This window comes from Simiduia aestuariiviva (genome assembly GCF_014192475.1).
In the GTDB taxonomy this organism is placed as follows: Bacteria; Pseudomonadota; Gammaproteobacteria; order Pseudomonadales; family Cellvibrionaceae; genus Simiduia; species Simiduia aestuariiviva.
Map to the genome: position 1 here is coordinate 915,400 of NZ_JACHXZ010000001.1, position 22,799 is coordinate 938,198.

Here is a 22,799-nt window from a genome sequence, read left to right on the forward strand (position 1 = left end):
GGGGAATCCTTTTCGTCGTGTTCGATATCCCTAATGGGCATTGTTAGAGCGCATAAAAGTGACGCTGGGCAGATCGGCCAAGCAGTCTGTTTTTTCGAGCGGCGCCGATGGGTCATTCAAAAATTGTCGAACCAGTTTTGGTCCGCAACCGCGCATGGCCACAATGTGCGCGGCTTGCTCAGCGACAATGTGGGTGGCGTTTGAGAGGTGTGTCACCGTTGAATCACCCCAGGCAGGTGGCGTCACAGGATCGAGATTGCCAGACAGTGCCAAGGTGGGAATGGCACTGGTGACGGGTTCAAAATGTGTCTTATCGAGTTGGTAGCGCCCTGGCCAGTGCGCGCACATGGCGTGTAAAAGTCTTATTGATGCATCGCCAAACATCGACTGGCTATCGGCGGCCAATTGATCGGTTGAGGCGCGGCGCATATCTTCATTACATAAAATATTGGTGGTCAAACCCGTGTACATGCCGTTATCACCCCCCGCGGCGATTAACCCCGCAAAAGGTTGCCAATGACCTTTTGCTGCGGCATCGATGGCAAAGGGGAGCAGTTGGCGCTGTTCTTGGGAGTACAAGTAGCTCAGGGTTAACTGAAAAAATTTGGTGCCGTCAAGACGCAGTTTGTGGGGCGCTAGAGTGGTGGGGTGATAGATGTCCGCAATCACGTTGCGTTGTTTAATCGCCGCCCATAGCTGCCAGTAATCCCTGCGCAGGTTTGGGTAGCGCTGTTGGCAACTGGGTGTGGTTTCGCACTCGTCAAACAATAACTCCAGCGCGCGTTGTCCGTGGCGGGCGAAGGGGCCTACCACCACTTGTACCGGTGCCATTCCATCCAACACAGTGCTTGCGATCATGTCTGGATACAGCCGCATGAATACCAGTGCCGCCCGTGAACCGTATGAACCACCGTACAAATGCACTTTGGGGTAGCCGAGCGCCCGCACCATGGCGGCGAAATCGTGGATCGCATTGGGCGTGTTGTAGTGACTCAGGTCGCCCTCAAAATCCGCTAGACATTGTGCGACAAGTTTCTCGCTCTCCGCGTCGGAATAAAGATCCTCGTAGGGGTCGTCGTCTTCCGATGCGCATTTAATGCCATTGCTGTTGCCGGTGCCGCGCTGCTCTAGAAATATGATATCGCGGTCGGCCAACAGCTCGTGAAAAACCTTGCCAACGCCGCCACCAATTTCAATGGCAGATTGACCCGGTCCGCCCGCCAGCACCGCTAGCGGTGGAAGTTCACTCGGCGTTAGCGCGGGCAGCCGGGCCGCGTGCAACGTCAGTAGCGTGCCGCTTGGCTCAGCAGGGTTTTCAGGCACCTGTAACGTGAAGCACTCGGCTTTGTCCGACAGCCCCTTGAGGTAGCAGTCTTCGGTTGTTAGCGCGCCTGTATTCTGCGCGCCTGCGGTCACCGGCAAAGCGGCTGCTAAACAAAAAATTCCTAGGTATTTCGAAGCTTTCACGTCAATTCCTTTGGCGATAAACGGTGGTAGCGGGTGTAACGTAAGTTGCGATCAATCAGTCTGTGCTTTACACACCGCCGCGGTGTAGACCACGTCAGTGGAGGAGTTCAGCGCCGTTTCGGCAGAGTCTTGCAGCACGCTGATCACAAAGCCAACCGCCACTACCTGCATGGCGATGTCGTCGGGAATGTTAAACAGTCCGCAAGCCATAGGAATCAGCAGCAGTGACCCGCCGGCAACGCCCGAGGCGCCACAGGCCGACAGTGAAGCAATAACACTCAGCAGCAGTGCGGTGGGCAGGTCAACTTGAATGCCCAAGGTGTGCACGGCGGCCAAAGTCAGCACGGTGATGGTGATAGCGGCACCGGCCATGTTGATGGTGGCACCCAGTGGGATAGACACCGCATAGGTATCTTCGTCCAGTTTTAACTTCTCACACAGGGCCATATTAACAGGTATATTCGCTGCTGAGCTGCGGGTAAAAAAGGCGGTGACGCCACTTTCTCTTAGGCAGGTAAAGACCAGAGGGTAGGGGTTAGTGCGCAATTTAAACCACACGATGGCCGGGTTCACCAACAGCGCCATGATGAGCATGGCGCCCACCAATACGGCGAGCACTTGTGCATAGCCGGCCAACACGCCCAAGCCGCCCTCGGCCAAATTGCCAGCCACCAGACCAAAGATACCGAGCGGGGCCGTGCGAATGACAAAGCGCACCACGTAGGTAACGGCATGTGCGGTATCGGCGAAGCTGCTCTTGGTGGATTCCTGTGCGTGGCGCAACCCTAACCCCAGCGCTATGCCCCACACCAAAATGCCGATGAAGTTGCCCGTCAGTAGTGCATTGATGGGGTTGTCCACCAATTTGAAAACGAGTGTGTGCAGCACCTCGCCAATGCCCTGGGGTGCATTCAAGCTCTGTTCAGTGACGGTCAGCGCCAGCGTGGAGGGGAATAGGGTGCTCAATAGCACGGCGATAAAAGCGGCGCTTAAGGTGCCCACTAAATAAAGCCCGACTATGGGGCGCATTTGGCTGTTGGCGCCCCGTTGATTGGCAATGGCACTGGCGACTAACACGAACACTAAAATGGGCGCCACGGCCTTTAGTGCCTGCACAAATAAGCTGCCTAACATGGCGGCTTGGGTGGCGGCAGAGGCCGAAATTTCAGCCAGTATGACGGCGGCGACAATACCAAAGGCAATTTGGCTGATCAGGCTAGTGCCGGCGAGTTTTGAAATCAGGTTTTTCATAACGTGGGGTACACCCGTTGTTGTTGTCAGTTTAGGGGGCGAGGTGGGTAAAAGTACTGGCTAGAGATGAGACAGGCAACCGTTATTTCCGGTTTTTTGAGGTTATTCCTTTAGTTGGTATGGCCATCGGCGCAAGCCGTGTCCCAAAGTTTCGCCCTGTAAGCAATGGCCGACTGGCAGCTAAAGGCGCCTGATGCGAGGTGGCGCGTCCCATAGGATAGGGCGGCGACTGTCCATTGCAGCCGGTTAAGCGCTAGGGTTAAATGCGCGCCAGACCTAAAGGAGGGGATATGGAAGAAATTATTGAGCAGTTGCGTGAGGCCAATACGCAAGTGGCGTGGGGCCTGGAGTTACCAACGCACGAGATGACGGTGGAGGCGGAGGAGCAAATTTTGCTGCCGTTACCACGGGATTATCGCGAGTTCTTGCTCACTGTTAGCGATGTGTTGGTGGGCAGTTTGGAGCCTGCGGTGGTGGCCGACCCCTCGGCACACAATTATTTGCCTGAGGTGTGCGCCACCGCGTGGGATGTGGGGGTGCCGCGTCACTTGCTGGTTTTTTGCCAAGCTGGAGATTCCTATTACTGTTTAGATCCCGAAGGTGAAGTGCAGCTGTGGCGCGACGGTGCAATGACTGACGAAACTTGGGAGACCATTTGGTACTGGGCGCGGGACGTGTGGCTGGAAAGTTAAGCCCCTAGTATTTTCAACTTGATTAGGCCAGTGCGTTGCCACTCGTCAAGGGTTTCACTGCCGACATTGCCGGTTAGCGAATAATGCCCATTGGCATTGAAGTTGATCAGGCCGCAGCGATTGCGGCCCGCATTTTTTGCACCGTAGAGCGCGAAGTCGGCGGCAGCTAGGCTGGCCTGCCAATTTTCAAGTGGCTGATCGGTGGGCACTAAGGGGTGGCGCACGCAACCAATGGACGCGGAAACGGGTTCCTCTATTTCAAGATCGCCCTTGGCGGCCATGACCGCTGCGCGCACTCGCTCGGCAATACTTGGCAGCTGAGATTGATGGATGTCTGGCACCAGCAGCAGAAATTCCTCACCACCCCAGCGCAACAGATAGTCTTCAGTGCGAATAATATTGGCGAGTTTTTTTGCCGTGCGTTCGAGCACACGGTCGCCCATGTTGTGTCCGTATTTGTCGTTCAACTTTTTAAAATGGTCTAAGTCGAGCATCAAAATGCCGAGCACCCAGTTGTCGCCTTTATTTTCACGCAAGCGCTTCAGCCGAGCCAATATGCTCGGCATTTGCTGCTGTATAAAGCGTCGATTGCGCAAGCCCGTCAGCTCATCGGTGACACTGGTTTTCTGCAGGTTTTGATTGAGCTGCGCCAGCTGCTTGTTGGCCCGTTTCAACTCTTGCGTGCGCAGCGCCACTTCTTGTTGCAATTGGCGTTGGTACGCCTTTAGGCGCCGTGTTCGCCATTGAAAGCCAAGCATAAACAGCCCAACCAGCAACGCAAATATCATTGATTGAAACCACCAAGTTTCAAAGTAGTGTGGCTGGATATCCAATGCTTGCGTGCTGGCCGCCCCCCAATTCCCCAAGCTGTATTTAGCCTGCACTTCAAAAGTAAATTGGCCTGGCGGTAAGTTGGTATAGAAGGCGGTACTACGATTGTCGGCGTACACCCAATCAGTTTGATAGGGGTGCAAGCGGTAGCGGTAGCGCAGGCTTTTGGCGTATTGAAACTCTACGGCGCTGTAGCGTATTTCCAGATCGCGCTTGGGGCCCTCTAGTGAGAGTGCTGGTGTGGGCAAAAGACTAGTGCCGGCGTGGATGAGGGCGTGAATGCGCGCCTGCGGGGCGGGGAGCTGCGGTGCTTGCACGTTGACGCGCACGGCGCCTTCAAGGGTTGGCGCCCAAAGCCAGCTGCCTTGTAGCATGCCCTTACCGTTGCCCGCGCCGTTGCAACAGCGGATCCGAGAATGGCCTTGGCGCAATCCGGTATCGTGCAACACCATTTGGGTGTTGAGTGGAGCGCTGCCCTGCAGGGCTGGGCCAAGGGAGGCAATGTCGACGCGATAAATACCGTCGGTATACAGCACCCATAGCCAGTTGCCCGCTTGGCCGACAAAATTGGCCCCTGTGCTGGGTAGCCCTTGTTCAGAGGCCAGCGAATACCAGCGCTCGCCGTCGTGCACGAGTAAGCCATCTTGGTAGGTGGCGACGATCATGCGGCCGTCTTTAAGTTCGGCTATTGCGGTGACAAAGGCGGTGGCGGCAGTGTCCTGATTGGCGGCTTGTAGACCTTGTTCTGTCTGGTGCCAGAGGCCCGACTCCGTGCCTATCCAAAGTAACCGATTGCTGTCTTCAAACACGAAGCGCACAGCGCGCGCGCCTATTTCGTCGGCAAAGCGCTGAATGATCAGCCCGTCGCGCCACGCAAACAGCCCCTTGGCGGTGGCGAAATACACAGTGTCATCGGCGGTTTGGACGATGCCGTTGATCTGAAGTCCGTGCAGCAGCGGGAAAGTATCGGTGGTTTCGGTTTCGGGATCTACCCGCACTAACCCCTGTCGTGTGCCAACCCATAGCTGTCGTTGCCGATCGCGCAAAAGGGAGTAGGCCACGCCACCGGGCAACCAGTCGGCGGGGACATGCTCTGAAAACTGGCGACCATTCCATTCAAAAACACCGGCGTCGGTGCCAATCAGCAAAGATTGCGCGTCCTGCCAGAAGGACCAGACATAGTCTTCGCTCAAGCCCGCGCTACGGCCAAGTTGAGTGACTGGCGAAGGCCAAAAATAGCGGACGCCGGCGGTTAAGCTACCTACCCAAAAACTGTCGTCGGTATCCGCGAAAATACTGCGCAGTGCGGGCAGTGCGTCTGCGCGATCGCGGCCGAATATACCGGTAACGCGGCCGTTGACCAGTTGCGCAATGCTATCTGCGTAGAGCACCAGTAGAGCGCCCGAGGTACTGGTTGCCATGGCTTGCACCGGCGCCAAAGAATGCGATTGGTCGTGCATGGGCAGCGAAAAGGGGCGGAACCCGCGCTCCTGTGCCTGCCAGTGAAATAGGCCCCGGTCACTGGCCACCCACAGATGATTGTCATGCCAGGCCAAATCATTCACCAATATTTGGCTATCCGCGAAAGGCAGGTTGAATTGGGTAATCTCCTGGCCTGTAATGGCGTGGATTCGCGAACCGCGGTCGGCCACAAAGAGCGTATTGCCCTGCGCCATGAGCGCACGCACCTCGCCCTGCCAGTGGCTTGCCTGATGCAGGCGCCCCTGACGGAATTGCCACAGCTGATCTCCGCCAAACCAAAGGTCGCCAGCGTCGGTTTGCACCATTTGGGTAATGCCGCTCTGCGCCGCTACCTCAGTAAATTCCCCGTGTTGGTAAAGCACCAGATTTTTTAGGGTACTGATCCACAGATTGTCATCACGGTCTCGCAGTAACCCGTTGATCCAATTGGATTTTAGTGCGGGGGTGTTTGCACTGGTGAACACCTCCATGCGATTGCCATCAAAGCGTGCCAGCCCATTTTCGGTGGCAATCCACGCGCGCCCGTCTGGATCGCGAGTGACGCCATTGACCGTGATTTGTGGCAGGCCATCGGCCAAGCTCCACGTGTGGTACTGGTAGTTTTGCAGCGGTGTTTGACTGGCGTGGGAAGGGTTGAAACAGAGCGTGAACAACAGCGCCAAAATGCCACAGTAATGGCGATACCCAGGCACCCAGTGTTTGTGCTCCGTCAAGGGGTTGGCTCCCGTAGTCAGTGATGCCAAGGCGTATAGCTTGCTGGCTTCTTATAAGTATAGGCCGTGCGGGTAGCGTTAGGCCGCGCTACGAGCTAAGAATGTAGCACAGCGTTGGCGCGCTAAACATGATTGGCATCAAAAACCAGCAAGGGAGCGTTGCGCCGAGGGCGGGCGGCGGCACCTTGCGGTGCCGCCGGTGTCACTAGTCTGCGGGGGCGAGTTTGCGGTCAAAGAACTCGGTGATCTGATTGAACAGGTGAATGCGGGTTTCCTTACCGCGAATACCGTGCTTTTTGCCGGGATAATTGGATTGCTCAAAGGGCTTCATGCGATTTTGCAGGGCGCCATAGAGCTTGGTGGCATTGAGGAACAGCACGTTGTCGTCCGCCATGCCGTGCACAATGAGCAAGCCATCGCGGTAGTTGTCGACGTAGGGAAAGACGTTGCTGGCATCGTAGCCGGCGCTATTTTCCTCGGGGTGACCTAGGTAGCGTTCAGTGTAGTGGGTGTCGTACAAGCGCCAGTCGGTAACCGGGGCCACGGAAACGCCGGCTTTGAACACGTCGGGTGCTTTGAACAGCGCCATGGCGGTCATGTAGCCGCCGTAGCTCCAGCCAAAAATACCGATGCGTTGGGCGTCCACATAGGGCAGTGACTTCAGAAATTCCACGCCCACCAATTGGTCGCGCAATTCAATGTCACCCAGTTTTTTGTGGATCGGCGTTTCAAATTTCAGGCCTCGGTTGCCACTGCCGCGATTGTCCAGCTTGAACACCACGTAGCCGCGCTGGGCCATGAATTGGTGCCAGTAGCTATTGCGACCTAACCAACTATTTTTCACGCGCTGTGCGTGCGGGCCGCCGTAGACGTCGATGATGACCGGGTAGCGCACGCCTTTCTGCATGTGTGCGGGTTTGATTAACTGGTAATACATGGCCTGCCCATCTTCGGCCTTTAAACTGCCGAATTCGGAGGCGATGTGTTTGCCTAGATAGGGTGCATAGGGGTGTTTGCTATCCAAGGCATTTTGTTCCAACCACTCAATGTGTTTGCCATCGATACTGTGATAGCTAGTTTGCGTGGGCTGGCTAACAGAGGAAAAGTTGTCCAAATAGGTGTTAGCTTGCTTCGACAAGGTGATGTTGTGGGTGCCCGCCCGCTGACTAATGCGCTCTACCTGCGGTGTTTTCGCAAACAGTTTGGCGCGGTACAAGTGGGTTTCTAAGGGATTGTCATAATTGGCGGTGAAGTACACCCAACCGTTGGCTTCATCGACGCCTTCAATAGATAGCACAACGCCCTCGCCTTGGGTTATCGCACCCAGCCGCTTACCGTCGACGCTGTAGAGGTACAGCTGCAGAGTGTCGGCGGATTCGCTGCCCCAAATAAAATGCTGCTGATCTTTGAGAAATTTTAAATGGTCATGGAGGTTTACCCAATGCTCGCCAGTTTCGGTAAACAGCACACGTGATTTGCCCGAATCGCTGCGAGCTTTCAGCATATCCAATTGCGTTTGGGCGCGATTTTGGCGCTGAATGAGCAGAGACTGACTGTCGGCAAACCAATTGACGCGGGCAATATAGATGTCGGTTTCAGTGCCGATATCCATCCAGCGGGCAGTGGGTTTACGCTGCTTGAGCGTCAGTACGCCCACTTTATTGAGCACGTTCGCGGTGCCCGTGCGGGGGTAGCGCTGGTCGAAAACCTTGAAAGATTCACCCTCGATTTCGTAGCGCTGCTCGATGCCGACGGGGCTCTCATCAATGCGCATAAAGGCGATTTTTTGGCTGTCGGGTGACCACCAAAAGCCAGTGCTGCGGCCCATTTCTTCCTGCGCCACAAATTCCGCCATGCCGTTTTTAATGGTGCCCTTGCCATCGAAAGTGAGTTGGCGCTCGGCGCCGGAGTCGATAGCGACCACGTAAATGTTTTGATCGCGGATAAAGGCCACTTGCGTGCCGTCCGGCGACAATTGCGGGTCGGTTTCAAAGGCCTCGGTGGCCGTCAGCTGCTTGGGCGTTTGCGTCCCAAGGTCATAAAAGAACAGGTCGCCAGAGAGTGGAAACAGTAGGCCTTTGCCGTTGGTGGCCCACTGGTAAGTGATGATGCCGCTGTGGGTGATGCGCGCTCGTTCGCGGCGGGCTTTTTCTTCATCCGACAATTCACGCTCGGGCACGAGCTTCGCAGAATCCACCAGCAGGGTGTGCTTGCCAGTTGCGCGGTGGTAGGCCCACAGGTCAAGCTGCTCAAAGTTGTCCTCTTTTGCGCGCAAATAGGTGACCTGCTCGCCGTCAGGGCTGAGGCTCAGGCCGCGCATCTCGGGGCCGTTGAGGCTGGGGTCGGCGTAAATGCGCTCAATGGTTAAGGATTCGTTAGCTTCTGCACCGGCAAATAATGGGGTACAGAGGGCGGCAGCCAGTAAGTAACACAAACGCGATTTCATAGTTGTTTCACCTGATAAACGAGTGCCGCCACGTTAATGCAATGCGTAAAAAAGGACAATCGCAGCAACAGACACCGCAAGAATTGGCGTGATATCGCCAGTGGGGGCAAAAATTGGCGAAATTTGAGGGGACTTGAAGCGATTTTGCCGTGGGATTGCGGCTGGGATTGTTTGAATTTTGTACAGCAGTATCTAGGCGATTTGCGCGCGGGCGGTACCGATGTCCGGGCCACAGATTCGGTCGCGCCCGCCCTCTTTGGCTAAATAGAGAAGTTCGTCTGCGCGGTTAATCGATTCGTGCACTGTGCTTTCCGCGTCCAGTTGACTGATGCCACCGCTAAAAGTAATTGTTTGTGGTTCGATATTCGGCAGTAGCACCTGAGTACAAATGCAGTTTTTTAAGCGCAAACCGAACTCGTAGGCCTGAGTGCTATTGGTGTGACAGAGTAAAATTAAAAATTCCTCGCCGCCCCAGCGGCAACAAAAATCATTCGCTCGGATTTCTTTGGTAATGCATTGTGCGAAGCCGGTCAAAATCTTGTCGCCAGTGTAGTGGCCGAAGGAATCGTTGATATTCTTAAAGTGATCGATGTCGAGCATCAATAAACTGGCCACTTCGCCGTGGCGTCTAACGCGCTCCTGCTCGACTTCCAACAGCTTTAAAAAATGGCGCCTGTTGTACAATTGCGTGAGCGAATCCTTGGCGGCATTGTCGCGGATTTTTTGCGCCACATGGCTGGAGTGAAGCGCAATTAAGCCGGATGATAAAACAAAGCCTGCGACGTATACGATCTGTAGATAAAACTCATCGTCTAGACCGAAATAGTGAATTGCAATATAGCTGTTGACCAAATGAACGACGGCTAAATAGGAAATGGTGAGCGCTGAAAATAAAAAGCGCGCGTACAAAAATAAGTAGTGAACACCGAAAAATGCCAAAATGAGTGCCAGCGGTTTGGCGCTACCAAGAAAGTAATTCCACGGAATAAAGACAATCATCCACAACACCATTTGCGCCACTAGCATGACTTTGGTGAAGTGCAGTGTAACCACTGGGCGCGTTTTAATGGCATAAAAAAGCGCGCAATGGGACAGGTAAATAAACGCTAAAAAGGAAAGCAGCGCGTAGGTATCTAGTCGGGCGTTGGTATAGGCGTGAATGAACAACGTCAGCGCAAAACCGATGTGATAGGCCACAAAGGACAGGGTCGTGTTGCGAAGCAAGACCCGTTTGTATTTGCTGTGAGTCATTTCACTGGATTGCATGGAACGTCCTGGTTTCTGTGTGCTGAAAATATGCGGGTCCTGCGCGCTGAAGTAGATGGTGAGCTCGAAGTATAGTTGAGTTAACGGTCTGTGGGGGGCGAAAGTCGGTTTAATGGGGTGTATGAGACCGCTAGTTGGGATAGTGAAATGGCACCCGAAGGTGCCATTTGACAGTGCGAACAGCGACTATTTCAAACAATAACTAGGGGCAGTTGCCGATAATAAAATAGTTGGGTGCTGTTTGCGCCAAGGTGCTGCTGTAGTAGGTGTTATACAGGCCCATGTAGCCGCCAGATCCCTTTGCGTAGGCATAACCACCGCTGGTGGTGGCGCGACCGGCCTGCACGTGACTGTAGTTACTCGCGGTGGTTTGGGTGCATTGGTATTCCCCGTCAGGCGTGCTGTCACAGACGTTGCCAATGCCATCGCCGTCATTATCGGCTTGATCGGCATTGGGGGTGGCGGGGCAGTTGTCTACCGCATCGGCAACGCCATCACCATCGGCGTCTGGGGTAGGGTCGCCGTCGGGCGTGCTGTCGCAGGCGTTGCCGATGCCGTCGCCATCGTTATCGGCTTGATCGGTGTTGGCAGCGTTAGGGCAATTGTCTGCACTGTCGGCAATGCCATCGCCGTCGGCGTCTTCGATGCTTGCGCCACTGCAGGCCTGCGTTGGGCCGTTGCAGCTGGGTTCGCCGTCGGCAATCCATTCGCATTGGTTGTTGCCGGCGCTGTACTCGCGCATGGTAAACGCGCTGGTACCAAAGGCGAGGTAACATGCGGAATAGCCATCGCCCCACGTGATGTGGCCGGCATTAATGTGATGGTTGTAATTGCCAGTAGAGCCGGCATCGACGGTGAAGCTCACGCTGCTTTGGCTTGAGAGCGAAGTGCTATCGGTGGCTGTTACCGTGGCCGTATTTTGGCCGCCGGGCAAATTACACTGTTCGGCGCTGAACTGGTTGCCCGTCAGCGTCGCCATTTGTGTGCCGTTGCTAAAGCTGACGCTGACGCTGCTTAGATTATTGTTGTCGTCGTACACGGTGCCTGTGACAGTTGCGCACTGGCCATTGAGCGTGGCGTTGACTGATTGAATGACCGGTGCTGTGGCCGGCGGTTCTGGGCCCACCCGTTGCGTTAGCACCGTGGCCGGTGAGGTAACGGCGCCCTCATTGTCTGTGGCAGTCACGGTTATTTGATATAAATCGTCGGCTAAATTGTTGGCGCTGACACTAAAGTTGTCTGCGCCATCGGTGCTGATGCTTAGGGTGATCAATGGCGTGCTGGAATCGAAGTCGTCGATTGCGACAGTGACCGAGGCCACACTGCCTTCGAGGTCCGTTGCGCGCCCGGATACCTGCAAGCTATTGCCGTTGGCAAAGGCCGTCACATTGCTCAAAGTAGGTGCGGTATTGCGGCTTACGCGTTGATTATTGTTTTTGAAAAACTCGCCGAGATAGCTGGCGTAGTTGATGCTGGCGCTGCTGATATAGCTGCCAGAGGCGCCGGTGCCACCGGACCAGCTATGGTCGAGATTGTTCAGCCACAGCATCGACACGCGGCCGTCTTCCCATAAAAATTGCTGCGCGGTCTTATTGCCTTCGCTGAGGGTTTGACTACCACTTTGCAAGGCGACACCGTAAACCCCCGCCATGCCGTTGGCATTTTGTTGGTTGTAACAAGTGTCGACGGTAGTGTCTTTATCGCCATGCGCAATGGAGGCTATCTGGGTTGCAAAGTGGGTGGCAAAGCTGCCCGCGTAGCTGTTGCATCGACTGGTAACATTGGCACTTTCACAGGTGCCAATGGCGCCGCTGGAGCTGGTGCCAATGCTGGGGCCAGCGCTGATGCCCATGCCGGCGAATACGTCGGGCGCAAGGCAGGCAGTGGTGTTGGCAAAGGCGGCGCCAGAGCTGAGGCCCGCTATGTACACTTGATCGGCATCGATATTGCGACTGCTGTCACTGCTCAAGCTAGTGGCGAGCGAAATCAAGTTTTTGTAATCCTTGTGGTTGCGCGATTTCGTGCTGTCCCAGTAGTGCCAACAGCTGTAGCCAGACTTATTCATCGCGTCGGGCACGGCCACCACCATGCCGTACTGTTCAGCGGCCAATTCCAGATTCGCCGTTTTATAGGCATCGATACTTTGCGTGCAGCCGTGCAGCACAATCAGTAACGATTTGCCAGAGCCAATGGGCGATAGGCTATTGGGGGTATAGATGTGAACCCGATTAAAGCCACCAACGGCGACATTGCTTTGCCAGCTGCCTGCGTGGGCAGGTAAGTGCATTAACAGCAGGGTGCATAGGGTGATCAGCGCCACCGATGGTGCGCGAAGTAGATTGTTCATTGCATTGCTCCAAACACGTATTGTTATGGTGTGGTTTGAGCCGGCGCCTAGGGCGCGCAGATTGCTGGAAGACCGATACCGCAGGTGTGACCAGGCCGATTGGCTCGGGCTCGGTGGGGGTGGGCGTCGTGCTAGCGAATAAATCGACAACACCTGCGCCATATTGACGGTGCGACGGCGGTCAGTGCGCGCCCATCCCCTTTGCCTCCATGGCAGCGCTAATTACCCTAGCAGTCTGTACCAACCGCACCACTAGACCTTGGTATTAGGGGCTGTATTGGCTGGGCTGTGGCGCGCCCCTAGCGTGATAGCGGCGCGCTAGGGGCCCAGGCAGGCTATTTAAAGGTGGGGGTTTGGTTCTCGACGGGTGTGTAGTGCACTGTATGGGTAGAGGCGATCTCTTGGCCTTTTTTAAAGGCAGAACTCATGGTCAGAACGCCCGACGGTGACAGCGAGGCCGTGGAAATAACTTGCGTAATGCCGTCTTGATTGCCTTTGACCGTTTCAATACTAATTAATTTTCCATCTTCAAAGTGGGACCTGCCCTCCGTGTAAAATCCCGCCGTGGTGAAGTAGTAAAAGCGCAACGACTGTTGGGTTTTGTCGTAAAAAATAATGGATTCGCCACCGTACTCACCCTTGTTTATAGAGTGTAGAATGCGCACGGCTGTGCCGTTGAGCGCTCGCTCCCAGCGTGCAATATCCACCAGCTTCTTTTGGTTCTCACCGTCAAATTCAGCGCGGTATGTGGTGCCGAGGAATGGGCGGAGTTGCTCCAGTTCGGGTATGAGATATGCCCGCGCCGCAGAATCGGCAAGGCCGTGATGCAGCGGTAAACTGACGAGTAAAATGATCAACAGCAGTCTGGTAGTCCACATGCTAGGCTTCCACTTCTATGTAATTGATTAAATAGGTTCTAGCAGAATAATGAATGCGCCAATCAAACCCAAATTATTTTTATTGAAACCCGGTTACGGCGACGGGGGCAATCAATTTTGCCCCGATTGCGCGCTGGTGCTGGGTTATCTCCAATACGAGCCGGCGATGGCTTCAGTGGTCGACATTGAGTTAATCGATTTTACTCGCCCAAGGCAACAACTGGTGACATTGTTGGGTGAGGATTTACAAAACAGTCCGGCACTGATTTTTCCAGAGGGCGTATTGCCCAATGATGTGTCGGTATCGCCCATTACGGGCAGGGCCTATCTCAATGATGGACGGGCGATCTGTCACTGGCTTGGCAGCACCTTTGGTGGCCTCGTACCTTCCTGAATCGCTGTGGACCTTTCAACAATGTTTAAGGAGTTACTATGCACCTAGTCATCACCGGCGCCAACCGCGGCATTGGCTTGGCCTTTACCGAACAATACCGCGCTCAGGGACATCAAGTGACGGCGGTCTGTCGGCAGGCGAGTGAGCCCCTAAAAGCCAGTGGCGCCCGCATTATTGATGGCATTGATGTCACTGATGCAAACGGTATTGCAGAGTTGCAATCGGCGTTGGCGGGCGAGGCGGTCGACCTGCTAATCAACAATGCCGGGCTCTTGGTCGGCGATAGCTTAGCTGATCTGAATTGGACCCAATTGGAGCGTCAGTTTGCTGTGAACACCTTGGGACCTTTGCGGGTTACTCAGGCGTTGCTGGCGAACTTAAAGCGCGGATCTAAAGTGGCGCTGATTACGAGTCGCATGGGATCTGTTGCCGACAATGGCTCGGGCGGATATTACGGTTATCGGATGTCAAAATCGGCGTTAAATATTGCCGGTAAATCCTTGGCTGTGGATTTAAAGCCCCTCGGTATTGCCGTTGGCTTATTCCACCCCGGCTTTGTACAAACTGAAATGGTTAATCACGCTGGCGACATAAGCGCCGATGTGGCCGCCAGCCGGTTAATTATGAGAATTGATGAGCTGACCATGGAGACCACAGGTAGCTTCCGCCACTCCAACGGTGAAGCGCTGCCCTGGTAGGCGGCTAGGGGGAAGCTAATAGCCGGCTACATTTTATTGGCGCGGCAACCGCACGCTGTGGGCCAAATAGATCGCGCAGGTGAACAACACAATGGCGACACCCTGATGAGTGGCGGCCAAGGTAATGGGCACTTGGTGCAGTAACGTAGCAATGCCAAGGCTCACTTGTGCGGCCAGCGCCAGTAGTAACAAGATTACAGCGAGTTTCGTTTGCCGCGCGGGTTTGCTGCGCCAGATGCCGACGCTGAGTGCTGCGCAAATCAGAATTAAGGCATAGGCAAACATGCGGTGGTTGAATTGAATGGTGGTCAGATCTTCAAATGCCGCTAGCCAGACGGGTGTCGTGGCATAGAGTTGGGCGGGAATAAAACTGTCGCCCATCAGCGGCCAGGTGGGGTACACCAAGCCCGCTCGAGTGCCCGCTACCAATGCGCCGGAGAGGATCATCAAAAACAATAAGCCGCAAAGCGTTTGCGTGCGCACTGCAAAACGTTGCGCAGCACCGCGCTGTTGCAATAACCCCAGAGCAATCCAGACCATGACGCCATAGATAAGCACCGCCATGCCCAAGTGTGCCGCCAACCGGTATTGGCTGACGCGGGGGTTGTCCACCAGACCACTCTTGACCATGTACCAGCCGAGCACACCTTGTAGTCCGCCCAAAATAAAAAGAAACCATAGCTTGGGCGTCAGCCCTGCCTTGATCCGGCCTGCGAAAAGGAAGTACAAAAACGGTAGTAAAAACAATAGGCCAATGATGCGGCCGAGCAGGCGGTGGCCGTATTCATAGTAAAAGATGTTTTTGAACTCATCCAGGCTCATGCCTCGATTGACCTGCTGGTATTCGGGAAATGCTTTGTAGCGATCGAACTCTTCGTGCCACTCAGCCTCATTGAGCGGCGGCAATATCCCTGTGACAGGTTTCCAGTCGACGATGGACAAGCCCGATTCCGTCAGCCGAGTCACGCCACCCAAAATAATCATGCAAAAAATAACGGCAGCGCAAAACAATAGCCACTGGGCAATGCGTTGGTCGTTCAGTCGGTCTTGGGAGTCGATCATATGTTCAGTCTGTCATTATTTTTTTGAAGGCTAAACATACTGAGCTGGTGTAATAAATGCAATACAAATACCTTAGCTTTGTGTTCTAAGGTATTTGTATTCTGGTGCAGAAAAAGGAGGTTTAGAAGCCGATATTGAGAGATGCAGAAATAAAATTCACGTCCTGTTCAATGACGGTTGCTTCGATTTCAAATGCTGCGGAATCGCCAGCTTTAAAGCCAATGCCGACACCTGCAGATAGGCCAGTATCGCTCATGCTACCTATCTTTTCATTTAATACACCTGCTCTACCTTTAAAGTAAACAGAGCCAGGGCTGCGGTATACCGCGTAGGCAGCAAGAGTTCGAATATCGATATCGATGCTACGGCTACCATAGCCGTAGTTAATATCATAACTTCCACCTGACAAGGTGTCTGTGTATTGCGCTTCAACTGCAAAACCGTCGTTGAAGTGATAGCCCACCTGCAGGCCTGCATTGAATAAAGGGTCGACATTATCAACATCGACAGCCATAAAGCCCAGTGTGCCGCCCCCGTAAAAGCCATTCCTTTCCGAGTGATTCGAATTGGTGTCTGCAATTGCGGTTGACATCAATGTGGTGAACATTGCGCCAAGTAAGCCATGTTTAAGCATTTTTACATCCCGGTAATGTTTTAACGAACAGTAATTAAGCGCGGCTATCCTAACTAACAATTTTAAATAGTCAACTTATATGCTTTGCCTAGTTAATGTGAGGCAATTTATTGTTGGCAAGTAAGGTAGTTACTATCTGTTAGTAATTTGGGCCTGCCAGTATTTTGGACCTGTTAGTTATTTGGGTGCCCGCCAGCGCTGCTCGCCCGCGACCCAGGTTTCATCCACGGTGATTTGCCACAGTTGGTGCGCCGGCAGGGTGTAGGGATCTTGCTCCAATAGTATAAAATCTGCCCATTTGCCGGGCTCTAGTGTGCCCACTTGATTTTCCATATGCGCAGCCCAAGCGTTATCACGCGTAAAAATACGCAATGCTTCACCTACGCTCACCGCTTGATCCGCGCGCCATCCTTTTACCGGTAAGTTGTTATGATCTTGTCGCGTTACCGCGGCGTGAATGCCGAAAAAGGGGTTGGCCGACTCCACGGGAAAATCTGAGCCAAAGGCCATGCGGGTGCCGCCTTTGAGCAGCGTTTGCCAAGCATAGGCACCCGTCAAACGAGACTGACCCAAGCGATCTTCGGCCATGTGCATGTCACTGGTGGCATGGGTGGGCTGCATCGATGCGATAAGGTTGAGATTGGAGAGGCGCTTCAAATCCGTCGGCTCGATGACCTGGGCATGCTCAATGCGGTGGCGCAGCGCAGAATTGCCGCCGCGTTTAAAAAGCACTTCAAAATTATCTAGCACTTGCCGATTGGCTTGATCGCCAATGGCGTGCACGCAAATTTGAAATTGGTGTTTATCAATTGCGGTAAACAGGTCCATGAGTGCCTGTTGGCTGGTGAGGTGTAAGCCGCGATTGCCTGGGTCATCGGCATAATCTGCTAACAGAGCCGCACCTCGACTGCCCAGCGCGCCATCGGCGTAGAGTTTGACACTTCGAATACTGAGGGTGTCATTGGCATCTGCAATTGGGCCGGTTTTTAACCAGTTTAGTAGCGATTTATCACTGCCATCGAGCATGCCATAAACGCGAATGGGCAGGCCACCTTGTGCCGCGCGCAGCGTGAGCAGATCAATCATGGGTTGACCAATGCCCGCATCGTGTACACCCGTTACCCCCAAACTCAGCAGGTGATTAAACGCAAGGTTGAGTGTGCGCTCTCGTTCTGCCGCACTTGTACTGGGTAATTTACTGGTCACGTATGTAATGGCATTATCGATTAGCACACCCGTGGCGCGACCCTTGGCATCGCGCACGATTTGACCGCCCGCCGGATCAACTGTGGTGTTATCGATGCCCGCTATTGACAGGGCTTTGCTGTTAACCCACACGGCGTGGCCGTCTACCCGTTCAAGCACAATGGGTTTGTCGATGTTTAGCGCATCTAAATGTGCCGCTGTGGGAAATTGCTTGCCATCCCAATTTTCTTGATTCCAACCACGCCCCCCGATCCAGAGTGCATTCGTTGATTGCGCGGCAAATTGCGCGACTTTGTTAGCGGCCGCTTGTGCTGAAGACGCATCGCGTAAATCGACGCTGGCGAGCAACTGCGCTAATCCGGCGAGGTGTCCGTGGGCGTCAATCAAGCCGGGCAGTAAAACGCGGCCCCGCCCGTTGATGCGCTGGGTCTTGCCGTTGGCAAGTTTTGCGATTTGATCGGGGTCGGTGGTTAGCACCCGGCCGTCTCGAATAAACAGTGAACTGAATCTGGTGGGGGTTGTTTTGGCAGAGCCTTGGCTGTGGGTGTAGCCTCGGACATTGTCAATGATCAGGTCGTCTGCTGCGGCAGGCGAGGCAGTAAACATTAACGTAAGGCTACAGAGTGCAATTTTAAGGTGCGGTGTTAGGTAGCGAATCAACGGCATGGCGAACCCCTCGTGAACGTGTTGTGGTTATGGGTTTGGGCAACGAGAAGGGGCGAGTGTAACAGTGAGGCGCCACATGGCAAATCAATGGGACCCAAGCTTTTATAAAATGAGGTAGTTCGGTGCCAATCACTGGTGCGAAACGTCACTGCGCTTATGGGGCGCAGCGCGTCAATGGGAGATGCCGCCAAAGGGAAACGTGGGTATACGCTGGCAGAAAAATCAGTGAAAGAAAACCCGGCGCTCTCGGGTTTTCCTGCGATCGGGAGTGATGGCCCAGCCGCGGTGTAACAAGCGACGGTCTACCGAGAGGCGGCGGTTGTCGGCGCGGCGATCTTCGTAACCCTCGGGACTGCTGTCTTGCATCCAACAGTCTCCGCCTAGCCCATTGACGTAATCGACGAGCTTTTGTGCTGATTCGTGGTCGGTATTGTGTTTGATAACGACGGGGTAGCCACTCGCCAGTTGTTGACGCGTGTGATCGCTGAATGAAAATTTTAACTGCAATTTTTGTAGCAGCGCCATGGATTTGGAGGGGTCAATGTATTTGTCTATAAAGAGTACATCGAGACCGGTTGGCTGCTCATTCGCATCGGTATCGCCATTGGCATGGGTGTGAACGGAAAAGTGCTGCTGTTCCTGTGACTGAGCGATTGATTGTTGTGGATTTTTCGCGGTCTGAGTCATTGTTCTATCTCCTTATGCCTGGTGAGAGCGGCGTCTATCCATGTAACGCGAGTAAAGCTGATCGTGCGGCGCGGCGTTAATCGCGTGGCTGGCAAAATCGTATTCGTTTGTAGCTTTTATAACATTGGTGTTTTTCGTGGCTTTTGAATCATTCGAAGCTTTCAAGCTATTCCTGTCGATAACGTAACGCTCATGAAATCTACACGCATCCTCACGAAGTGCTCACGCAAATCTCACACAATCCACACAACCCACAGGAAGCTCGCTCAAATTCATCCGTTCGAAAAATCAATTTTCCAACCATAGCTGTCTTGCAGTCTATCAAGAGTCAGTATGGTTAAAAAAGGCCAATTGGCAATAAGTAAGGGGCAAGATATATGGGTGATTGGCGCTTAAAACATCTTTGGCGGAAAACATTACCCAAATGATCAGGTTCAGCTGGGTAAAGTCTCCGCTCGAGTCGATGATATTACTGGGGGTGGGCCTTGCTGTTGGCTGGGCTCGGCCCCCCATGTTGCTCAAACCACCACAAAATATAGGCCACTTTATGCATTAAATTAGAGGGGCGTGCAGCGATGCTGTGGCCGGCATTGGGAATGCGTACCATCGCGGTTTTGACGCCGGCAAGCTTTAACGCTTGGTAATATTGCTCGGTTTCCGACATGGGTGTGCGGTAGTCGGCTTCGCCGGTGAGCAACATCGTTGGGGTGGTGACCTTGCCCACATAACTTATGGGCGAGCGGGCCATGTATTGCGCAATATCTTCCCAGGGTTTTTTAGCGAACCAGTAGCGCGAAAAGTAGGGGTACTTATCAGCGGTCAAACTAAAACTAAACCAATTGATGACAGGTTTGGCCACAACCGCGGCTTTAAAGCGATCTGTGTGGCCCACAATCCATGCCGTGAGTACACCGCCGCCGCTGCCGCCGGTCACAAATAATTGATCGGCATTTACAAAGCCTTTTGCGATGACTTGATCAACCGCGTCCATTAAGTCGTTGTAATCTTTGGAAGGGTAGTTGTGGTGAATTTCATTTACAAAGTCCGGCCCGTAGGAGTCACTGCCACGCGGGTTGGCGTAAACCACCACGTAGCCCGCGGCGGCAAACAATTGCAGCTCGGCAGAAAAACGCGGCCCGTAGTTGGCCACGGGGCCGCCGTGAATTTCCAGCATGAGCGGGTATTTTTTCGCGGGGTCAAAATTCGGCGGGTAAACAATCCAGGCCTGCAGCGGCAGTTTATCCAGGCTCGATTGGTAGTTGAGCTCCTCTATCTCACCCAGTTGTACGTGCCGAGAAAAGTCATCGTTGAGTTGGGTGAGTTGGCGCGCCTTACCTTTGCTGACGTCAGCCAGCGCAACTTCGGCAGGGCGCGACACATCGTTGTGTGTGAAGGCCACGTGATTGCCCACGACACTAAAATCGCCACTGGCATAGGGGCGTCCGAGGGTGGTGCCACCCACTGCGCGACTCAATAATTTGCGTTTGCCTTTGCGTGGCTGCCACGCCAGATGGGTTTCACCGTGATCGTCGTAACTGATTACCAACCCTTTGCCATCGGGGCGCCATTGCGCGTCATTGATATCGCGATCGAGGTCGTCGGTAAGCACGCTCACCACGCCGCTGTTAATATCCAGCAGATGCAATCGGGTGACTTCGTAGAGGCGCAATTGATCTTCAAAGCCTAAAAACGCGAGTGTTTTGCCATCGGGTGACAGGCGGGGGTGCGTGTCAGGGCCGTTGCGATCTAGAATTTTTTCTACCGCTAGGCTATCCAGCGCGAGTCGATAGAGCGCGCTGTCAATGGGCGCGCCCTCCCGATCTGCCACCGCTGAAAAATATAAAAATTTGCCGTCCGGCGAGGGTTCCACGTGTCCGAAGTGATGCATGTCTGCATGGGTGAGCTGTCGGGCGCTGCCGCCGTTGGCGTCGATACTGAATATTTGTTGAAAACCGGATTTAAGATAGCCTACACCATCGATGCGGTAGTAGGTTTCATCAATAAATATGGGCGGCTTAGCCCATTTTGCCTGCTCGGGTTTACCCTTTAGTGCGATCGGTGGTTTGGCCGCGCGATTGACAAATTGGGTGAAAAATAACTGCTTGCCATCGGGGCTCCAAGTAAGCTGACTGGGTCCGCTGGTGAGTTGCGAGATGACAGCTGTGCGGCCTGAGTCGAGCCATAGCATGTGAATTTGTGCACTGCCTGTGCGGTTTGAAATAAACGCCAAACGCTTGCCGTCCGGTGACAGTCTGGGGGAGTCGTCGTTGTAGAGGCCACTCGTTAAGGGTTCAGTGTGACCTGTTTTTACGGCTACCTGCCACAGGTTACTGCGCTTTTTATCGGCCTGGTGGTCAAAATAGTTGCGCACGAAGATGACGTGTTTACCGTCGGGATGAGGCTGGGGGTTGCTGGCGTACTCCAGTTGAAACACATCTGTCAGTTGCATGGGAGCGGCGTTCACTAGACCGGCCATAAATAGGCAGAGTGCGCCGCACAGCAGTGCGGCGGTTCGACGTAAAAACGGCATACTATTATCCTTATTGTGTTGGATTGATATTCTCGTGCGCAGTGTTGCAGCTAATCATAGTTCAATAGGGGCCGGCGCTACACTGGCGACTGGCCTAGCTGGTCAGCTAGGCTGCGTGCCATTACCAGCGTGTTGGGCAGTGGGCACGCGTGCGCCTCGGCTGCGATCGCTTTAAATTGAAGATCCAATAAAAGTTGGCGCGAACGTAAATTCTTTAAATTGACCATGGCCCACAGGTGTGGCCAGTGTTGAATATTCGCTTGGGACAATATCGCGCGGGCAGCTTCGCGGGCTAAACCGAGGCCTCGGCCGGCGGGTAAAAATCCATAGCCCAAGTCCGGTGCGTCAAAATAGGGGCGTTGCAGTAGCCCGCAGGTGCCCAACCATTGGTCTGAATCGCGCAGTCGCACGGCATAGTTAGTGATACCTTGAACTTGAGCGGGGATTGCGGTGCTGGCGATATAGTCCTCGCACTGTGCCACCGTGCGCAGGCCCTTATCGCCGACAAATCGCAAGAAGTCGGGGTCGTTAAATAGGTCTAGCAAGAGTGGAGCATGGGCCTTCGCCAGCGGTACGAGTTCCAACCTTTCAGTGCGCAATAGGGCCATAGTGGTTTCGCTGTGATGAGAATGCCTAGTAAAAGGACGTAGTAATTCCATTGAACATCAGTCGTTTCTACCACTGAATTTGGGCGGTAATGCCACTGAAACTCGCGGCCTGACTGCTACACTCAGGCGCATCGTGAATGTATTTTAAGAGGCTAACATGTCTGAGCACATTGTTATTGGGCGCGAACAGCGCATTTTGCACCTCCAGTTCAATCGGCCCGAGCGCAAAAACGCCATTACCCGGGCTATGTACTCGCAATTGGCGCAGGCGTTAAATGACGCGGCGCAAGATCCGGAAGTTCGGGTGGCGCTCATCACCGGCACCGAAGATTGCTTCACCTCCGGCAATGACTTGCAGGACTTTTTGGCGGGCGGCGAATTGAATGCCGATAACCCCGTGGTTCAATTTTTGATGGCCCTAATGACCTTTCCGAAGCCGGTAGTGGCTGCTGTGTCTGGCGCTGCAGTGGGAATTGGCACGACCTTGCTGCTGCAGTGCGATCTGGCCTATGCCGATGACAGTGCGAAGTTTCAGATGCCCTTTGTCAATTTAGGTTTGGTGCCAGAGTTTGCGTCCAGCCTATTGGTGCCACGGCTGGTGGGGCAGGTGCGCGCGGCTGAGCTGTTGTTGTTGGGCGAAAGCTTTGGCGCGCAGCAGGCCGCTGCCATGGGATTTATCAATGGGGTAGAAGCCCATCCGCTGCAAAAAGCCCGCGCCCAGGCGGAGCGCTTGGCCGCACAGCCGCCAGCGGCAGTGCGTGCCACCAAGGCGCTGTTGCGTGCGCCGCTGATGGCTGAATCACAAGCGGTAATGCAAGCTGAATTTAAAGGCTTTGGTGAAGGCTTAGCAGGGGCTGAATTCAAAGAGGCCGCCACGGCATTTTTTGAAAAGCGCAAACCCGATTTTTCATCATTTTCTTAAATAGCGGTAAGCGAGGAGC

At 54.1% G+C, this 22,799-nt stretch carries 17 protein-coding genes; 4 read left to right on the top strand and 13 right to left on the bottom strand.

The annotated features are described in order from the left end of the window. Positions 1 to 30 precede the first annotated feature (30 nt). The gene (locus FHS30_RS04140; RefSeq protein ID WP_183908586.1) at positions 31 to 1,467 is read right to left on the bottom strand and encodes an alpha/beta fold hydrolase; all 1,437 of its coding nucleotides are present in this window, start codon (positions 1,465 to 1,467) and stop codon (positions 31 to 33) included. Between the two features lie 51 nt (positions 1,468 to 1,518). Beyond that, positions 1,519 to 2,718: a serine/threonine transporter SstT gene (gene sstT / locus FHS30_RS04145; protein ID WP_183908588.1), complete on the bottom strand. Its 1,200-nt coding sequence runs from the start codon at positions 2,716 to 2,718 to the stop codon at positions 1,519 to 1,521. 290 nt (positions 2,719 to 3,008) lie between these two features. On the opposite strand from sstT, the gene FHS30_RS04150 reads away from it, so the two are divergent. Beyond that, positions 3,009 to 3,410, top strand: coding sequence for an SMI1/KNR4 family protein (locus FHS30_RS04150; protein WP_183908590.1), 402 nt, complete (start codon positions 3,009 to 3,011; stop codon positions 3,408 to 3,410). Here FHS30_RS04150 and FHS30_RS04155 read toward each other — a convergent pair. From FHS30_RS04155 to FHS30_RS04175, 5 genes are all read right to left on the bottom strand, one after another. Further along, on the bottom strand, positions 3,407 to 6,436 hold the full coding sequence (locus FHS30_RS04155) for a ligand-binding sensor domain-containing diguanylate cyclase (protein ID WP_183908592.1): 3,030 nt from the start codon (positions 6,434 to 6,436) through the stop codon (positions 3,407 to 3,409). The two genes, FHS30_RS04150 and FHS30_RS04155, sit on opposite strands and share 4 nt — an antisense overlap. A 205-nt stretch (positions 6,437 to 6,641) precedes the next feature. Further along, positions 6,642 to 8,882, bottom strand: a complete 2,241-nt coding sequence (locus FHS30_RS04160) for a S9 family peptidase (RefSeq protein WP_183908594.1) — start codon at positions 8,880 to 8,882, stop codon at positions 6,642 to 6,644. Positions 8,883 to 9,074: 192 nt separating this feature from the next. Then, complete coding sequence (locus tag FHS30_RS04165) at positions 9,075 to 10,148, bottom strand: GGDEF domain-containing protein (RefSeq protein WP_183908596.1); 1,074 nt, start codon at positions 10,146 to 10,148, stop codon at positions 9,075 to 9,077. Positions 10,149 to 10,350: 202 nt separating this feature from the next. Continuing rightward, on the bottom strand, positions 10,351 to 12,495 hold the full coding sequence (locus FHS30_RS17065) for an extracellular catalytic domain type 1 short-chain-length polyhydroxyalkanoate depolymerase (RefSeq protein WP_246341122.1): 2,145 nt from the start codon (positions 12,493 to 12,495) through the stop codon (positions 10,351 to 10,353). A 335-nt stretch (positions 12,496 to 12,830) separates the two neighbouring features. Beyond that, positions 12,831 to 13,373 carry a hypothetical protein gene (locus FHS30_RS04175; protein ID WP_183908598.1) on the bottom strand — a complete coding sequence of 181 codons (543 nt, stop codon included), beginning with the start codon at positions 13,371 to 13,373 and terminating at the stop codon, positions 12,831 to 12,833. Between the two features lie 49 nt (positions 13,374 to 13,422). Here FHS30_RS04175 and FHS30_RS04180 point away from each other — a divergent pair, with 49 nt between their 5' ends. Beyond that, entirely contained in the window at positions 13,423 to 13,767 is a 345-nt protein-coding gene (locus tag FHS30_RS04180) for a DUF3088 family protein (RefSeq protein ID WP_183908600.1), read from the top strand. A gap of 38 nt (positions 13,768 to 13,805) precedes the next feature. After that, a complete protein-coding gene (locus FHS30_RS04185; RefSeq protein WP_183908602.1) occupies positions 13,806 to 14,465 on the top strand; it encodes an SDR family oxidoreductase in 660 nt (219 codons plus the stop codon). A gap of 33 nt (positions 14,466 to 14,498) precedes the next feature. Here FHS30_RS04185 and FHS30_RS04190 read toward each other — a convergent pair whose 3' ends face one another. The 6 genes from FHS30_RS04190 to FHS30_RS04215 form a co-directional block, all read right to left on the bottom strand. Next, complete coding sequence (locus FHS30_RS04190; RefSeq protein ID WP_183908604.1) at positions 14,499 to 15,527, bottom strand: COX15/CtaA family protein; 1,029 nt, start codon at positions 15,525 to 15,527, stop codon at positions 14,499 to 14,501. A gap of 121 nt (positions 15,528 to 15,648) precedes the next feature. Continuing rightward, positions 15,649 to 16,161: an outer membrane beta-barrel protein gene (locus FHS30_RS04195; protein ID WP_183908606.1), complete on the bottom strand. Its 513-nt coding sequence runs from the start codon at positions 16,159 to 16,161 to the stop codon at positions 15,649 to 15,651. 177 nt (positions 16,162 to 16,338) lie between these two features. Further along, entirely contained in the window at positions 16,339 to 18,033 is a 1,695-nt protein-coding gene (locus FHS30_RS04200; protein WP_183908608.1) for an amidohydrolase, read from the bottom strand. A 222-nt stretch (positions 18,034 to 18,255) separates the two neighbouring features. After that, positions 18,256 to 18,720 (bottom strand): hypothetical protein, encoded by a 465-nt coding sequence (locus FHS30_RS04205; RefSeq protein ID WP_183908610.1) that lies wholly within the window; start codon positions 18,718 to 18,720, stop codon positions 18,256 to 18,258. Between the two features lie 469 nt (positions 18,721 to 19,189). Further along, the gene (locus FHS30_RS04210) at positions 19,190 to 21,250 is read right to left on the bottom strand and encodes a S9 family peptidase (RefSeq protein WP_183908612.1); all 2,061 of its coding nucleotides are present in this window, start codon (positions 21,248 to 21,250) and stop codon (positions 19,190 to 19,192) included. 77 nt (positions 21,251 to 21,327) lie between these two features. Continuing rightward, complete coding sequence (locus FHS30_RS04215; protein ID WP_183908614.1) at positions 21,328 to 21,858, bottom strand: GNAT family N-acetyltransferase; 531 nt, start codon at positions 21,856 to 21,858, stop codon at positions 21,328 to 21,330. 157 nt (positions 21,859 to 22,015) lie between these two features. Here FHS30_RS04215 and FHS30_RS04220 point away from each other — a divergent pair, with 157 nt between their 5' ends. Next, positions 22,016 to 22,780 (top strand): enoyl-CoA hydratase, encoded by a 765-nt coding sequence (locus FHS30_RS04220; protein WP_183908616.1) that lies wholly within the window; start codon positions 22,016 to 22,018, stop codon positions 22,778 to 22,780. The last annotated feature ends 19 nt before the right edge of the window (positions 22,781 to 22,799 follow it).

Coding starts and splice junctions, on each gene's coding strand:
- FHS30_RS04160 (WP_183908594.1), bottom strand. CDS start 8,882: ATGAAATCGCGTTTGTGTTACTTACTGGCTGCCGCCCTCTGTACCCCA.
- FHS30_RS04150 (WP_183908590.1), top strand. CDS start 3,009: ATGGAAGAAATTATTGAGCAGTTGCGTGAGGCCAATACGCAAGTGGCG.
- sstT (WP_183908588.1), bottom strand. CDS start 2,718: ATGAAAAACCTGATTTCAAAACTCGCCGGCACTAGCCTGATCAGCCAA.
- FHS30_RS04220 (WP_183908616.1), top strand. CDS start 22,016: ATGTCTGAGCACATTGTTATTGGGCGCGAACAGCGCATTTTGCACCTC.
- FHS30_RS04185 (WP_183908602.1), top strand. CDS start 13,806: ATGCACCTAGTCATCACCGGCGCCAACCGCGGCATTGGCTTGGCCTTT.
- FHS30_RS04210 (WP_183908612.1), bottom strand. CDS start 21,250: ATGCCGTTTTTACGTCGAACCGCCGCACTGCTGTGCGGCGCACTCTGC.
- FHS30_RS04180 (WP_183908600.1), top strand. CDS start 13,423: ATGAATGCGCCAATCAAACCCAAATTATTTTTATTGAAACCCGGTTAC.
- FHS30_RS04190 (WP_183908604.1), bottom strand. CDS start 15,527: ATGATCGACTCCCAAGACCGACTGAACGACCAACGCATTGCCCAGTGG.
- FHS30_RS04200 (WP_183908608.1), bottom strand. CDS start 18,033: ATGCCGTTGATTCGCTACCTAACACCGCACCTTAAAATTGCACTCTGT.
- FHS30_RS04195 (WP_183908606.1), bottom strand. CDS start 16,161: ATGCTTAAACATGGCTTACTTGGCGCAATGTTCACCACATTGATGTCA.
- FHS30_RS04165 (WP_183908596.1), bottom strand. CDS start 10,148: ATGCAATCCAGTGAAATGACTCACAGCAAATACAAACGGGTCTTGCTT.
- FHS30_RS17065 (WP_246341122.1), bottom strand. CDS start 12,495: ATGAACAATCTACTTCGCGCACCATCGGTGGCGCTGATCACCCTATGC.
- FHS30_RS04215 (WP_183908614.1), bottom strand. CDS start 21,858: ATGGCCCTATTGCGCACTGAAAGGTTGGAACTCGTACCGCTGGCGAAG.
- FHS30_RS04205 (WP_183908610.1), bottom strand. CDS start 18,720: ATGACTCAGACCGCGAAAAATCCACAACAATCAATCGCTCAGTCACAG.
- FHS30_RS04175 (WP_183908598.1), bottom strand. CDS start 13,373: ATGTGGACTACCAGACTGCTGTTGATCATTTTACTCGTCAGTTTACCG.